Below are 13127 nucleotides of genomic sequence, written 5' to 3'. Positions count from 1 at the left end.
ATAAAAACGGTCGTCGGAAACGGATAGACGACGCCGCGAGCGGACCACGGAGCGGGAACGAAACAGACGGGAACAGATATCGCAGAGAGAGAACGGCCGACGCGCGGGCGTCGTCAGTCGGCGGGTTCGGGCTCTTCGGTCTCCGCGGCCGCCGCCTCCGCGGCCGCCTCGGCCGCTTCGGCGGCCTCCTCTTCCTCCTTCTTGTCCTTGATCTTCTTCATGCGGAAGATCTCCTCGCGCTCCTGCTCTTCGAGCTTCTGCTCGATGTACTCCTGGTTCTCGTACAGGCCGGGGAGCAGCGTGAACTCCAAGGCGTTCACGCGGCGCTTCGTGGTCTCGATCTCCGTGAGCATCTTCTTCATCGCCGTCTCGACCTCCGCGGCGAGGATGATCGACTCGAGCAGCTGCTCGTAGGCGTCGGCCGCCTCGTCGATCCGCGCCGAGGAGCCGAGCAGCCCGTAGCCCCGCTCGTCGAGGCTCTTCTGGACCTTCGAGGACTCGATCTGCGGGACCACGACGCCCATGATGTTCTTCGACTGCGTCGTGATCTCGGGGTGCTCTTTCAGCGCCGCGGCCGCGCCGCGGACGGCCACGTCGCCCTCCATCGCCCGGGCCATGTCGATCTTGCGCTGGGCCGTCTCGTAGTTCTCGGAGACCTCCGACCGGACGTCCTGCGCCTGGTCGAGGATGTCCATGAACTCCATGATGAGCCCGTCACGCTTCTGTTCGAGCGTGTCGTGACCGCGCTCGGAGAGCTCGATGCGGTCCTCGATCGCCATCAGGTTCTTGCGCGTCGGTTTGACGTCCTCGGCCATCTTGGAGGTAGGTTCCGCCCAGAGGCGGTTAATTCTTTTCAGACGCGGCGTGTCGCGGTCGGCACCGCGACGGAGCCGCCGCTGGTGGGGCTGGCGTCCGGCGAAAAGTGAACCGAGGCGTCAGTCGGCCGCTTCGACGACTTCGCGCTCGGCGTCGTCCTCGCGGTAGTACTCCTCGATGAACTCCTCGTCGATCCGGTTGAGGGCGTCCTTCGGGAGCATCGAGAGGAGGTCCCAACCGATCGAGAGCGTCTCCTCGATGTCGCGGTTCTGGTCGAAGCCCTGGTCGATGAACTCCGACTCGAACGCGTCCGCGAAGTCGAGGTACTTGTTGTCGAGCTCGGAGAGCGCCTCGCGACCGACGATGTTCACGAGGTCGCGCAGGTCCTCGCCCTCCGCGTACGCCGCGAACATCTGGTCTTTCACGTCGGCGTGGTCCTCGCGGGTGAGCCCCTCGCCGATCCCGTCGTCCATCAGCCGCGACAGGCTGGGGAGGACGTTGATCGGCGGCTGGAGGCCCTGACTGTTGAGGTCGGGGTCGACGTAGATCTGCCCCTCGGTGATGTACCCGGTCAGGTCCGGGATCGGGTGGGTGTCGTCGTCGCCCGGCATCGTGAGGATCGGGATCTGCGTGACGGAGCCCTCGCGGCCCTTGATCCGGCCCGCGCGCTCGTACAGCTGCGCCAGGTCGGTGTACATGTACCCGGGGTACCCGCGGCGTCCGGGCACCTCCTCGCGGGCCGCGCCGATCTCGCGGAGCGCCTCGCAGTAGTTGGTCATGTCCGTCAGGATGACGAGGACGTGGTAGTCCTTCTCGAAGGCGAGGTACTCGGCCGTGGTCAGGACCATCCGCGGCGTGACCGTCCGCTCGACGGCGGGGTCGTCCGCGAGGTTCATGAACACGACGGAGCGTTCGAGCGCGCCGGTGCGCTCGAAGTCCTCCATGAACTCGTTCGCCTCCTCCTGCGTGATGCCCATCGCGCCGAAGATGACGGCGAACTCGGAGCCGTCCTCGTCGTCGTCGCCCTCCTCCTCTTCGGGCACGCTGGCCTGCCGCGCGATCTGCATCGCCAGCTCGCTGTGCGGCTGGCCGGAGCTGGAGAAGATCGGGAGCTTCTGGCCGCGGACGAGCGTGTTCATGCCGTCGATGGCGGAGACGCCCGTCTCGATGAACTCCTCGGGGTACTCCCGGGAGTACGGGTTGATCGCCGCGCCGACGATGTCCTGTCGGTCCTCGGGGACGATCTCCGGGCCGTCGTCGATCGGTCGGCCGGAACCGTCGAGCACCCGCCCGAGGAGGTCCTCGGTGACGGGCATCTTCATCGTCTCGCCGAGGAAGCGGACGGACGCGTCTCTGTCGATACCGCTCGTCCCCTCGAAGACCTGAATCGCGACCACGTCCTCGGAGGATTCGAGCACCTGTCCGCGCAGCGTCTCGCCCTGTGCCGTCTCGATCTCGACGATCTCGTCGTAGCCGATCGCCTCGTCGACCTCGGCGTACACGAGGGGACCGCTGATCTCGGTGATGGTTTGGTACTCTTTCATGTTAGTAGAGGCTCCGGAGTTCCTCGGTGATGTCCGCTTTGAGCTCCTCGATGTACTCCTCGTAGTCCTCCTGGACGCCGATCCGGTTGATCCGGGGGGCGGCCTCCGTGTCGACGATCTCCTCGACCGGGACGCCCGCGTCGAGCGCGTCGAACGCCTCGTCGCTGAACGTCTGGATCGTCGTCAGCATGAGGTACGTCTTCTCCGGCGGACAGAAGGTGTCGACCGGGTGGAACGCGTTCTGCTGGAGGTACGCCTCGCGCAGGTAGCGCGCGACCTCGAGGGTGAGCTGCTGGTCGTCGGGGAGGGCGTCCTTCCCGACGAGCTGGACGATCTCCTGCAGCTCCGTCTCCTCGTCGAGCACGTCGACCGCCCACTGGCGCTTCTCGGCCCAGTCGTCGGCGACCTCGTCTTCGAACCACGGGTCCAGCTGGTCTTTGTACAGCGAGTACGACTCGTTCCAGTTGATCGACGGGAAGTGGCGGCGCTCCGCCAAGTCCGCGTCGAGCGCCCAGAACGTCTTGACGATGCGCAGCGTGTTCTGGGTGACCGGCTCCGAGAAGTCGCCGCCGGGCGGCGACACCGCGCCGATCGCGGAGACCGACCCCTCGGTCCCGTTGACGTTCTCGAAGTAGCCGGCCCGCTCGTAGAACTGCGCCAGGCGGGCGGCGAGGTACGCGGGGTACCCCTCCTCGCCGGGCATCTCCTCCAGCCGGGAGGAAATCTCGCGCATGGCCTCCGCCCACCGCGAGGTGGAGTCGGCCATCAGCGCGACGTCGTACCCCATGTCGCGGTAGTACTCGGCGATCGTGATCCCCGTGTAGATACAGGACTCACGCGCCGCGACGGGCATGTTCGACGTGTTGGCGATGAGCGAGGTCCGGGCCATCAGCGGGTTGCCGTTGGCCAGGTCCTCCAGCTCGGGGAAGTCCTCGATGACCTCGGTCATCTCGTTGCCGCGCTCGCCGCAGCCGACGTAGATGATGATGTCCGCGTCGGCGTACTTCGCGAGCTGGTGCTGCGTGACCGTCTTCCCGGAACCGAACGGGCCCGGGATCGCGGCCGTCCCGCCCTTCGCGATGGGGAACAGGCCGTCGAGGATGCGCTGTCCGGACACCAGCGGCGTCCGGGGCGTCTTCTTGTTCGCGGAGGGGCGCGCCTCGCGGACGGGCCACTCCTGGTGCATCGAGACGTCCGTCCCGTTGGCGAGCTCGACCACCGTCTCGGTGACGTCGAACGAGCCCGACTCGACGGCGGTGACCTCGGTGGTCTCGCCCTCGTCGAGCGCGTCCGGCGGCACCATCACCTTGTGGTCGATGGTGACCGTCTCCTCGACGATGCCGACCACGTCGCCGCGGCCGACCTCGTCGCCGACCTCGACGGAGGGCTCGAACTCCCACTCCTTCTCTAAGTCGATGCCGGGGGCGTCGACCCCGCGGTCGAGGTACGGGCTCCCCATCTTGCCCTCCAGCACGTCCAGGGGGCGCTGAACGCCGTCGTAGATGGCGTCCAGCACGCCCGGACCCAGGTCGACCGACAGCGGCTCGCCCGTGTTCTCGACGGGTTCGCCGGGGCCGACGCCGGAGGTCTCCTCGTACACCTGAACGGTCGTGAGGTCGCCCTCGATCTCGATCACTTCCCCCATGAGCCCTTCGTCGCCGACGTAGACGACGTCGTTCATGCGGGCGTCGAGATCGCGGGCGGTCACGACCGGACCGCTCACGCTCTGAATGACGCCGTCGTCGGAGACGGCGTCGGTTGTGTCTGCTTTGCTCATATTAGTCGTCTTCCTCCATCAGGTCGATGCCGATGGCGCGTTTGATCTGGTCGCGCAGCCCGCCGCTGCCGGCTCCGGAGCCGCCGAGCGTCACGAGCACCGGCTCGATGCTCCCCTCGACCGCCTCGCGGGTCCCCCGCGAGAGGTGGTCGAGGTCGTCGTCGTGCATCACGATGATGCCGACGCCCTCGTCGTCGAGCGTCCGCTCGACCGCGTCGTCGAGCTTCTCGTCCTTCTCGTCGTCCGGCACGTTCTCGAACGCCCGGACGCCGGCGAGACGGAACCCGGTCGTGAACTCCGGGCTGCCGACGACCGCTATCTCCTGGCTCATGTTATCACCAGCTCCGATTCGATCTCGTCGGGCGACAGCCCGGCCTCCTTCCCGCGGGCGATCGCCCGGATGTTCTCCGTCTCGCGCTCCTTCGCGAGGATGTAGGAGATGATCGGGGTGACCGACACGGGGTGGATCGTGCCGAGCCGGTCGCCGTACGCCAACAGCGCGGCGTCGATCGCGTGTTCGAACGCGATGAGGCTGTCGGCCTCCTCAAGCTCGCGGAGCGCGGGACCGAGCTCGTCGCCGTACTGGCTGTCGCCGATGTACTCGACCAGCTCGTCGATGTTCTGCGCCAGCCGCGCGAGCGACGAGCGGGTGAACAGGTCGCCGCCCTCGATGAAGTACGCCGCGGGGTCGATGTCCGCGCCCGAACGGGCGAGCCGGAGCGCGTTCGTCGCGTTCCGGAAGTCGACCTCCGCCTTGAGGAACGCCTCGTACTGCCGGGTGGGCTCGTCGCCGCCCAGCCCCGAGAGGAGCCGCTCGTAGAACGCGCGGTCGACCGCGTTCTCCAGCGGCACCAGCACGCCCGTCTCCTCGAACTCGGCGTACGCCTCCCGGAGCGGCTCGCCGTAAATCGTGTCTTCGAGCACCTCGATCACGCCGTCGATCGAGTCCGCCTCCAACAGCCGGCGGATCCGGCGGTCGTCGAACTCGCCGGCGCGGATCAGGTCGACCTCGACGGCCTCCTGCTCCGCGTCGGTGTAGACGCCGCGGATGACCGTCTTCACGTTCCACGCGTCGAACTTCCGGAGGTAGCGGGCGATCAGGCCGTACAGCGACCCCTCGCTCCAGTCGAGGATCGCGTCGAACTGCTCGGCGAGGTTGCGGTTCAGCGCGTACTCGATCAGGTCCACGCCGCCGTGGCGGCTGCCGAGCGCGTTGATCTCCGCGCCGTAGCTCGACTCCTCCATGAACCGAGCGATCTCGGCCGGACCCATCCGGGTGAGCTTGCGGTACTCTTCGTCCCCGAAGAGGCTGCCGCGGCGGGCACGAACCCGCGCGACGACGTACTCGGGGTTCGGGCTGCCGGCGGCGCTCATTGGTCGAACAGCCGCTCCGAGATGTTCTTCAACTCGTCGTCCCAGACGGACTCCAAGACCGAGTCGAACGTGTTGTTCACGCGAACGCGGGAGGTGTCGCTCTCCGCGACGACGCCGCCGAGGCAGTCGACCTCGCCGTCGACCTCGGCGTTGCGGTCCGCGACGAGGTCTTCGAGCAGGTCGACGTCTTCGGCGCGGGTGTAGACGGCGACGCTCTCGTCGTCGTCGAACTCCGCGAGGCTCGCGTCCAGCAGGGCCTCGGTGAGCTCGCGACGGTCGTCGCCGTCGAGACCGGAAATCGCCGCTTCAACGTCGTCGCGAACGTCCTCTAAGACGTCGCGGCGAGCGCCGAGCCGCTCCTGTTTGGCCTCGAGCTTCGCCGAGGAGAGCGTCTGTTCGCGCTCCTGGTCAATCTGGTCGTCGACCTCGGCGAGCCGCTCCTCGCGGATGCGCTCCGCGTCGGCTTCCGCCTCGGCGACGATCTCGTCGGCCTCGGCGTCGGCCTGTTCGCGGATCTCCTCCGCACGCGCGCGGGCTTCGTCTCGAACGTCCTCAACGACGGTTTCCAAACTCATTGGTTGAAAAACGCTGGAGAGTTACCCGACGATGAAGACGACGACGAGCGCGAGGATGACGATCGTCTCGGGAAGGACCGTCAGGATGAGCCCGTTGACGAAGAGGTCGTCGTCCTCGGCCATCGCGCCGACGGCGGCCGACCCGATACCGCGCTCCGCGTAGCCGGCTCCCAGGGCCGCGAGCCCGACGGCGAGGGCCGCCGCGGCGTTGGGGTCAGTCAGCGTTCCACCGGTCGACAGTACGAGGTTCCCGAGTTCGTTGGTAGCTTCAAACATTGGTAGTAGTTGCTGTTGCTCGTCTCCGAACGGTTGCTAATTGCCCCTACAGGAGTCATAAAGCTTCCCAAAACGACCGAACGGAACGGTGAAAACGGAGGTGAGCGCAGCGGCTAACGGGGTCTCGAACCGGGTCGCGGGACCGGGTTCGTCGGACGAACGCCCGGAGAGCCGAGCGGTCGACCGGCCGTCACTCCTCGCGGGTGTACTTCCGGTCGCGGCCGAACGGCAGGTACTCGCGGCCGCCGCCCTCGTAGAAGTTCCCAAAGAACTCCACGTACTCGAGGCGCACGGCCTGAATACCGGCGGACGTGACCCCGAGCAGGAGCACGACGATGTGGCCGACGACGGCCACGACGATCCCGCCGACGAGCGCGACGACGCCGACCGCGCCGACCGAGGCCGGGTCGAACGCGGTGGTGATCCCGGCGAAGACCAACTCCTCGCTCGCCGTCTCCTGGACGTGGTGGAGGTGCTCGTTCGTGAAGATGAAGTGGAAGCTCCCGTCGCCGCCGTCGTCGATGTACGCGCCGAACGCGAGCAGGTTGACCGCGAGCGCCATCCCGCCCTTCGCGAGCAGGACGGCCATCAGCCGCGCGTACGAGATGACGTTGACGACGGGCGAGAGGAACTCGGCCAGCTCCGGCGGCTCGCCGATCCCGAGCAGGACGAGCCCGAGCACCGCGGCGGCCGCGCCGGCCCAGCCGACCGCGGCCGGGAACCCACTGAACGAGACCGCGCCGAACGTCAGCACCGAGACCGCCTCGAACAGGAAGTCGGGCTTCGAGTTCGGGAAGACGCTGCTGAAGATCCAGATCCACGCGCCGTTGAGGATCAGCAGCCACGAGCCGGCCTCGTAGACGGCGTGTTTCGCGTCGTGCTGCTTGAGCGTGCTCACGAACGAGAGGACGTGGCCGACGTTCAGGTGAAGGATGCCGAACACGACGCTCACGACGAGGAACGAGAGGCCCCAGTCGAGGTCGGCGGGCGAGAGGCCCTTCCCCTCGACCGGCCAGTGGACGTCGCCCGGCAGCAGCTGGTAGGCGTGGTAGCCGAACAGGTCGATACCGTAGTAGATGCCGAACAGTATCGTGAACGCACCGGCCCACATCGCGACGGAGCCGAGTTCGCGGAACGCGCCGTCGAACTTGGTGTACATGAACGCCCCGATGGCGGCGTAGAGGACGCCGTACCCCACGTCGCCGATCATGAACCCGAACATCGCCGGGAACGTGAGGAAGACGAGGAGCGTCGGGTCGAACTCGGAGTACTTCGGCCGCCCGAACGCCTGTACGAGCAGTTCGAACGGGCCCGCCGCGCCGCCGTTGTCCTGGACGACCGGCGGGTCGTCGGTGCCGTGTGCCGCGTGGCCGCCGTCGGTGGCGGCCTCGCGCTCGGTTTCGGCGTCCGCGGACGCCGAGGTCGACGCCGCGCCGCCAGCCTCGCCGTCGACGGACTCGGTGTGGTGATCGCCGTCCGGCGTGAACGAGGCGCGTTCCAGCTCCTCGACCTCGGCGTGGTCGCCCACCGCGTCGGCGACCGCCGCCTCGAAGTCGGGGAAGGTCTCGGTCGGTACCCAACCCTCGGCGACGAACGCGTTCTCCGTCGTCGCGAACGAGAGCGGGGCCTCCTTCTTCTCGGCCTCGATGGTGAGCTGCTCCTCGGCGCGCAACAGGAAGCCGGCCGCCTCCTCTTTCACCGACTCGAGTTCGCTCTGGACCGCGTCGAGCTCGTCGCGGAGGTCGGCCTGTTCGGCCTCAAGCTCCGCGACGTACTCGTCGGGGCTCGCGTCGGCGTCCGGCACGTCGAGCAGCGCGATGTCGACGCCGACCAGCGCGTCCTGAACGACGCCCTCGGCGTCGTGGTCGGTCGGTTTCGCGACGATGGCGAGCACGTCGCCGCCGACGAACACGTCGAAGGCGTCTATCGTCTCGGCGTCCTCGAGCGCCGCCTCGACGGGGCCGGGCTTGGCCTCGCCGACGACGACCTCGACGGAGTCGTAGCCGCGCAGGTACTCCAGGTCGATCCCCAGCTCGGCGAACGGCTCCATCCGGTCGATCTCCTCCTGCCGGTCGCGGATCCCGTCCTGAAGCTCGTCGCGCTGGTCGTTGAGGTCGTTGACCCGGTCGCGGACGCGTTCGAGCTCCGCTTCGAGCTCGTCGTCGTCCAGCGGTCGGGCGGCCTCGGCGTCGTCCTCGTCGACGTCGAGGATGCTCTCGAGCGACCGCACCGTCACGAGCCGCTCGTTCAGCGTCTCGGCACCCTCGAGCGAGGTCCCCGGTTCGAACCCCTCGTACCGCTCGTCGTAGTCGGTGACGTGCAGGGAGTGGTGCGAGTACGCCGCCTCGATGACGTCGTCGATGACGCGCTTCGAGCCCGTCACCGACACCCGGCTCATCCGCTCAGGCCTGAGCATCCACCGCCTCCTCGGCCTGCTCGTGAACCGCCGCCTCGAACCGCTCGACGGCGTAGTCGACGGCCGATTCCACACGGTCGCGGGCCTCGCGTTCGAGCTCGTCGCGGTCCGAACGCCCCGATTCGAGGATCTCCTCGCGCCGCTCCTCGATCTCCTCTCGGGCCGTTTCGAGCCGCTCTTGGGCCTCGGAGTCAGCCTCCTCTTCGGCCTCGGCGCGGATCTCGTCCGCGCGGTTACGAGCCTCGGCGAGGCGCTCTTCGGCGTCCGATTCAGCGTCCGCGATGATCTCGTCCGCCTCCCGTTCGGCCTCCTTGATCGAGTTGAGCACCTCTGGTCTCGCCATGCTACTAATCGCCTGAAACTCTACAAGCGACGTATAAGGTGTTTGCGAAAGCCCGCGGGGTTTCGCGCGGATTCCGGGGCGATTCCGGACGGATATCCGACCGAACTCGTCGGACGCGCCCGCCGGGTCCGGGCGTCGCCGCCTACATTTAAGTAGCAGTCGCCGGACCGTCACCGTATGGCAACGGTGTATGCGGTCGCGTCGGCGAAAGGTGGGGTCGGGAAGACCACCACGACCGCCGCGCTGGCGACGATCCTGGCGGAGTCGGGGGCCGACGTCGTCGCGATCGACGCCGACCTCGGCATGGCGAACCTCGCGAGCGCCGTCGGGGTCACCCCCGGCGAGACCACGGTTCACGACGTGCTCGCGGACGAGGCGGAGCCCGAGGCGGCGGTCCGCGAGGGACCGTCCGGACTCCGGGTCGTTCCGGGCTCGGCCGAACTCGACGCGTACGCGGCCGCGGACCCGTCGGGACTCCGTCGGGTGATCGAGGCGTTCGACGACGCCGAGTTCGTGTTCGTCGACGCCGGCGCGGGGCTGTCGCACGACTCCACGCTCCCGCTCGCGATCGCCGACGAGACGCTGCTCGTCTCGACGCCGGAGCGGAGCGCCCTCGGCGACACCGAGAAGACGCGACAGCTGACCGAGCGGCTCGGCGGGACGGTCGCCGGTGCCGCGATCACCCGCGTGACCGACGACACCGACGAGGTCGTCACCGCCCTGCTCGACGCCCCCGTTCTCGCTCGGATCCCGGACGACGAGGCCGTGGCGCGGGCCGCGGCCGCGAACCGCTCCCTGTCGGCCGTCGCGCCCGACGCGCCGGCGACGCGGGCGTACCGCGACTTGGCCCGTGCGCTGACCGGCGTCGACGTCGCCGGGGCTGGGCTCGACGGTCCCGCGGCCGAGGCGGCGATCGGGGCGCGTTCCGGCGACGGCGTAGACGACGGCGACGGGAGCGGAATCGACGAGGAGAGCGGAGACGGCGACGAGAGCGAAGACGACGAGAGCGAAGACGACGGGAGCGACGGCGACGAGGAGCGCGCGGCCGAGGACGGGACCACCGACGAAACGGACGCGACGGACGGCGACGCGGACGGCGAGGGGCCGGTGACCGACGACGCGGTGATCGTCGACGACGAACCGGAGCCGGCGGTCGGCGACGAGGGAGGAGAGCCCTCTGAGGGGGACGAGGAGACGCCCGCTCCCGACGACGACCGACCGGCGGACGACGACGACATCATCGTCGCGGACCCCGATGCGATTGGGGTGACGGAGCCGGGCGACGGCGACGACATCATCGTCGCGAGCGAGGACGAAGCCGACGCCGATGCGGTGGACGAAGACGGTGTGACGGACGCGGACGCGGGCGACGCCGATGCGGTGGACGAAGACGGTGTGACGGACGCGGACGCGGGCGACGCCGAGGCGGCCGGGGCGGGCGACGCCGAAGCGGCCGACGCCGACGAGGCCACGGACACCGGTCGGGACGATGGCGACGCCGAGAGCGCGACCGAGGACCGCGGGAGCGCCGCCGACGAGGACGCCGAGACCGGAGTGAGCGCCGACACCGAAGCGGACGCCGACACCGAGACCGACGAGGACGACGACGCCGACGCGATCCCGGACGCGGACGAGACCGCGCGGGCGACGGCGGCCGAGCGGACCGAGTCGAACGACGACATCGAGGACGAACTGGCCGGCAGCATTCCGTTCCGCGACGACGACACCGGGACCATGAACACCGTGCTGTCGGAGGAGGCGGAGGGCGGCGACGACCCCGACGGGGGCGCGGACGACGACGCCGATGGGGCGACGGCGGACGACGACGAGGACGACGGAGACGGGGAGGACGGCGGGTTCTTCAGCCGGCTGCTCGGTCGGTGAGGACTGAGTGAAGCGTCTCCGTCGTCGCGGAGAACGGGCGGAAAACGAGCGGGGCGGAGAACAGACGGAACAGGAAACGATCGGTCCGGGAGCCGCGGTACGTATCAGGCTTCCGACGGCGCGCGGGCGCGGTCGCGGATCAGTTCGCGGATCTCCTCGGGGTCGGTGACGTCGGCGAGCTCCTCGCAGGAGACGAGGGCGGTGCCGTCGACCGACTCGCGCTTCTCGTGCTCCTCGGTGAAGTACACCGAGCGGGTCTGAGCCACCTCGCCGATGGAGGACATGATCCGGGCGCGCTTCTCGGCCGCGGCGGTGAACGCCGAGTGGCCGGTGAGCACGCGCGTCTCGGGGCTGTCGTCGTCCTCGGAGACCGCCTTGAACGGCGCGCGGGCGGTCGGGTGGACGGTGAAGCCGGCGCTCGTGAGCACGTGGAGGACGTGTTCGTCGTCGGGGTCGGCCGCGGGCGCGGACGGCGTCGGCTCCGCGTCGCGGACGTCGTCCGCGCCCTCCAGCACGTCGACCGGGCTGGAGAACGGCTGGTCGAACAGCTCCTCCAGCTGGATCGCCACCTCGATGGAGGCGTTCATCCCGTCCTCGTACTTCGAGACGGTGCGCCGAGAGACGCCGAGTTCGGTCGCGAGGCGGCCGAGCGACCAGCCGCGCTCCTCGCGCTCGTCCGCGAGGAGGTCGCCGTCGAGGCTGACGTACAGGCCGCCGGGGGCCGCGTAGATGAGCGGCGGCATCCCCTCGACGAACAGGTCGTACGCGGTGTCCGGGTTGATCACCGGCACGCCGTGTCTGAAGTAGACGACGCCGGGCTTCAGCTCCTCGTCGCGGGTGCGGACTCCGATGACCATCGGCGTCCCCCTGAGGTACTCGCCGAGCCGGCGCATCTCCGCGCCGGTCTCCGCGTCGAGCGCGTCGACGTTGCCGAGTATCTTCAACAGGAGGAGGTCCTCGTCGCGCCGGGCCGCCACGTCGAAGCTCTTGGGCCGGACCGCACACCGGTCGCTGACGAGGAATCCCGCGTCCTCCAGCATCGCGGTGACGTTCCCGATGAGCGCAGTCCGGGACATAGCCGGAACAAGCGGCTCGGCGTATATATGCGTTGTGTCGTCGGTCCCCCGACGAAACCACCGCCCGCCTGCGATTTTGCCCGTTCGAGGCGGGAAACGGTTAAATACTCCGTGAGCGCTGGTTAGCGGTTCGGCGGCGACGAAACGCGACCGGCCCGCCTCGAAAGGGACTTGACCCGCCGCTGCGAACGTCGTCGCATGCCGATCGTCGCCGTCGACGACACCGACTCCCGCGAGCGCGGGATGTGCACGACGTACGTGGCGACGCGGATCGCGGAGCGGGTCGCGGCCGCCGGCGGCAGGGTCCGGCGACGCCTCCTCGTCCGCCTGAACCCGGCCGTGAGACACAAGACCCGAGGGAACGCCGCGGTCGCGCTCCACGTCACCGGCGTCGACGCCGAACGGGCCATGGAGGTCGCCGTCGAGACGGTCGCCGACTTCGCCGCCGCGTCGGACCCGCGGACGTCGCCGGGCGTCGTCGTCGCCGGCGGCGACGTCGCGGGCGACCCCTTCGACCCGACGGGCAGGCCGATTCCGGACGCGATCGCCGGGTTCGCCCGACGCGCGCTCCGCGAGCGCCTCTCCGTCGCCGAGGCCGTCGATCTCGCCGACGAACACGGGTTCCGGCACGCCGCCGTCGGATCCGCGGGCGGCGCGGACGGGGGCGAGTCGGTGGCCGGTCGGGGGCGGATCGGCGCGCTGGCCGCGGTGGGCGCGCCGGCCGCGTTCGACGACTGGACGGTCGAACGGATCTCCTACCGCGAGCTCGACCGCTGCGGGACGCCCCGCGAGGTCGACGTCGAGAGCGTCTTCGCCGCCGCCGAGGAGGGGTACCCCGGGGTTTGGGACACCGTCGACCGGGAGACGGGTGCCCCCGTCTGCGTCCCCAACGCCCCCGGCCCGATCCTCCACGGGATCCGGGGCGACGACGCCGACGCGTGCCGGGCGGTCGCGGCCGCGATCGACGGCGAGGCGGTCGACCGCGCCGCGACGTTCCTGACGAACCAGGGGACCGACGCCCACCTCGCGCCGGGGCGGATCGGCGA

At 69.3% G+C, this 13127-nt stretch carries 12 protein-coding genes; 2 read left to right on the top strand and 10 right to left on the bottom strand.

Translation table 11 applies throughout. From position 1 onward, the window contains the following. Window positions 1-113: 113 nt before the first annotated feature. The 9 genes from C472_RS08560 to ahaH all read right to left on the bottom strand — a co-directional run bounded on the left by C472_RS08560 (window position 114) and on the right by ahaH (window position 9121). On the bottom strand, window positions 114-815 hold the full coding sequence (locus C472_RS08560) for a V-type ATP synthase subunit D (RefSeq protein WP_006629426.1): 702 nt from the start codon (window positions 813-815) through the stop codon (window positions 114-116). A gap of 120 nt (window positions 816-935) precedes the next feature. Then, window positions 936-2360 (bottom strand): V-type ATP synthase subunit B, encoded by a 1425-nt coding sequence (locus C472_RS08555; protein WP_006629425.1) that lies wholly within the window; start codon window positions 2358-2360, stop codon window positions 936-938. A 1-nt stretch (window position 2361) separates the two neighbouring features. Then, window positions 2362-4137 carry a V-type ATP synthase subunit A gene (locus C472_RS08550; protein ID WP_006629424.1) on the bottom strand — a complete coding sequence of 592 codons (1776 nt, stop codon included), beginning with the start codon at window positions 4135-4137 and terminating at the stop codon, window positions 2362-2364. A gap of 1 nt (window position 4138) precedes the next feature. Beyond that, a complete protein-coding gene (locus C472_RS08545) occupies window positions 4139-4468 on the bottom strand; it encodes a V-type ATP synthase subunit F (protein ID WP_006629423.1) in 330 nt (109 codons plus the stop codon). Further along, window positions 4465-5511 (bottom strand): V-type ATP synthase subunit C, encoded by a 1047-nt coding sequence (locus C472_RS08540; protein ID WP_006629422.1) that lies wholly within the window; start codon window positions 5509-5511, stop codon window positions 4465-4467. Before C472_RS08540 ends, C472_RS08545 begins: the two co-directional genes overlap by 4 nt. Next, complete coding sequence (locus tag C472_RS08535; protein ID WP_006629421.1) at window positions 5508-6086, bottom strand: V-type ATP synthase subunit E; 579 nt, start codon at window positions 6084-6086, stop codon at window positions 5508-5510. The genes C472_RS08540 and C472_RS08535 overlap by 4 nt, the downstream gene beginning before the upstream one ends. A gap of 21 nt (window positions 6087-6107) precedes the next feature. Continuing rightward, window positions 6108-6362, bottom strand: coding sequence for a hypothetical protein (locus C472_RS08530; RefSeq protein ID WP_004598766.1), 255 nt, complete (start codon window positions 6360-6362; stop codon window positions 6108-6110). A gap of 190 nt (window positions 6363-6552) precedes the next feature. Continuing rightward, entirely contained in the window at window positions 6553-8760 is a 2208-nt protein-coding gene (locus tag C472_RS08525; protein WP_006629420.1) for a V-type ATP synthase subunit I, read from the bottom strand. 4 nt (window positions 8761-8764) lie between these two features. Then, window positions 8765-9121 (bottom strand): ATP synthase archaeal subunit H, encoded by a 357-nt coding sequence (gene ahaH / locus C472_RS08520; RefSeq protein ID WP_006629419.1) that lies wholly within the window; start codon window positions 9119-9121, stop codon window positions 8765-8767. Window positions 9122-9298: 177 nt separating this feature from the next. Between ahaH and C472_RS08515 the strand changes: the two genes are divergently transcribed. Continuing rightward, entirely contained in the window at window positions 9299-11005 is a 1707-nt protein-coding gene (locus C472_RS08515) for a nucleotide-binding protein (RefSeq protein ID WP_006629418.1), read from the top strand. Between the two features lie 104 nt (window positions 11006-11109). Here the strand turns inward: C472_RS08515 and C472_RS08510 are convergent, their stop codons facing one another. Further along, window positions 11110-12081 (bottom strand): transcriptional regulator, encoded by a 972-nt coding sequence (locus C472_RS08510; protein ID WP_006629417.1) that lies wholly within the window; start codon window positions 12079-12081, stop codon window positions 11110-11112. 198 nt (window positions 12082-12279) lie between these two features. On the opposite strand from C472_RS08510, the gene C472_RS08505 reads away from it, so the two are divergent. Further along, a partial coding sequence (locus C472_RS08505) for a TiaS agmantine-binding domain-containing protein (protein ID WP_006629416.1) occupies window positions 12280-13127 on the top strand: 848 nt, incomplete at its 3' end.

This window comes from Halorubrum tebenquichense DSM 14210, from assembly GCF_000337415.1.
GTDB classification, from domain to species: Archaea; Halobacteriota; Halobacteria; order Halobacteriales; family Haloferacaceae; genus Halorubrum; species Halorubrum tebenquichense.
This window is presented reverse-complemented; position numbering and strand designations above follow the sequence as displayed.

What these genes read in the sequence shown, in the direction of transcription:
- C472_RS08555 (WP_006629425.1), bottom strand. Translation starts at nt 2,360, where the DNA reads ATGAAAGAGTACCAAACCATCACCGAGATCAGCGGTCCCCTCGTGTAC.
- C472_RS08530 (WP_004598766.1), bottom strand. Translation starts at nt 6,362, where the DNA reads ATGTTTGAAGCTACCAACGAACTCGGGAACCTCGTACTGTCGACCGGT.
- C472_RS08510 (WP_006629417.1), bottom strand. Translation starts at nt 12,081, where the DNA reads ATGTCCCGGACTGCGCTCATCGGGAACGTCACCGCGATGCTGGAGGAC.
- ahaH (WP_006629419.1), bottom strand. Translation starts at nt 9,121, where the DNA reads ATGGCGAGACCAGAGGTGCTCAACTCGATCAAGGAGGCCGAACGGGAG.
- C472_RS08525 (WP_006629420.1), bottom strand. Translation starts at nt 8,760, where the DNA reads ATGAGCCGGGTGTCGGTGACGGGCTCGAAGCGCGTCATCGACGACGTC.
- C472_RS08540 (WP_006629422.1), bottom strand. Translation starts at nt 5,511, where the DNA reads ATGAGCGCCGCCGGCAGCCCGAACCCCGAGTACGTCGTCGCGCGGGTT.
- C472_RS08560 (WP_006629426.1), bottom strand. Translation starts at nt 815, where the DNA reads ATGGCCGAGGACGTCAAACCGACGCGCAAGAACCTGATGGCGATCGAG.
- C472_RS08535 (WP_006629421.1), bottom strand. Translation starts at nt 6,086, where the DNA reads ATGAGTTTGGAAACCGTCGTTGAGGACGTTCGAGACGAAGCCCGCGCG.
- C472_RS08515 (WP_006629418.1), top strand. Translation starts at nt 9,299, where the DNA reads ATGGCAACGGTGTATGCGGTCGCGTCGGCGAAAGGTGGGGTCGGGAAG.
- C472_RS08550 (WP_006629424.1), bottom strand. Translation starts at nt 4,137, where the DNA reads ATGAGCAAAGCAGACACAACCGACGCCGTCTCCGACGACGGCGTCATT.
- C472_RS08545 (WP_006629423.1), bottom strand. Translation starts at nt 4,468, where the DNA reads ATGAGCCAGGAGATAGCGGTCGTCGGCAGCCCGGAGTTCACGACCGGG.